Below are 867 nucleotides of genomic sequence, written 5' to 3'. Positions count from 1 at the left end.
AGGCCGCGGGAGAGGGCTTCCAGCACCGCGTCCAGATCCTCGCCCTTGGCCAGACGTTTGCGCGCGCGGGCGATCTCCGCCGCGCGCCATTCGTCGGCCTGGGCGTTTAGCTGCTGGATCAGCGGCACCACGCCATGCACCGGGTCGCGTTGCACCATCCAGTGCATGAAACTCAGCACGCCCGCGTCGATGATCGCCTCGGCCTGCGCCACGGCGGCCTGCCGGTTGGCTTGCGCCGTTTGCACCACGCTGGCCAGATCGTCCACGGTGTAGAGGTAGATATCCTCCAGTGCCTTGACTTCTGGCTCGATGTCACGCGGCACGGCCAGATCGACCATGAACATCGGGCGATGGCGCCGTTTCTTCAGGGCACGCTCCACCGCACCCAGGCCGATGATCGGCAGGGTGCTGGCGGTGCAGCTGACCACGGCATCGAATTCGTGCAGGCGCTCGGGCAGGTCGGCCAGGCGCATGACTTCGCCACCGAAGCGCACGGCCAGCTTCTCGCCGCGCTCCAGCGTGCGGTTCGCAATGGCGATGGACTTGGGGTTCTTCGCGGCGAAGTGCGTGGCGGCCAGTTCGATCATCTCGCCGGCGCCGACAAACAGCACCTTGACTGAGCCCAGGTCTTCGAACAACTGGCCGGCCAGGCGCACCGCGGCGGCCGCCATGCTGATGGAATGCGCGCCGATCTCGGTCGAGGTGCGCACTTCCTTGGCCACCGCGAAACTGCGCTGGAACATCTGGTTCAGCGTGGTCCCCAGGGCACCTGCATCCTCGGCGGCACGCACGGCGTCCTTCAGCTGGCCCAGGATCTGGGGTTCGCCCAGCACCATCGAGTCGAGCCCACTGGCCACACGAAAGGCG

Annotated in this window: 1 protein-coding gene; it reads right to left on the bottom strand. The window is 67.1% G+C overall.

Annotated features, from left to right (window positions below):
* The coding region (hemA, locus tag ACMUOY_RS20265) for a glutamyl-tRNA reductase (protein ID WP_413894529.1) at nucleotides 1-867 on the bottom strand (867 nt) is incomplete at both ends.

Origin of the sequence: Candidatus Skiveiella danica, from assembly GCF_022705245.1 — a bacterium.
In the GTDB taxonomy this organism is placed as follows: Bacteria; Pseudomonadota; Gammaproteobacteria; order Burkholderiales; family Burkholderiaceae_C; genus Skiveiella; species Skiveiella danica.
Note: the sequence above shows the minus strand (reverse complement) of the source record. Positions and strands in the feature narration are given on the sequence as shown.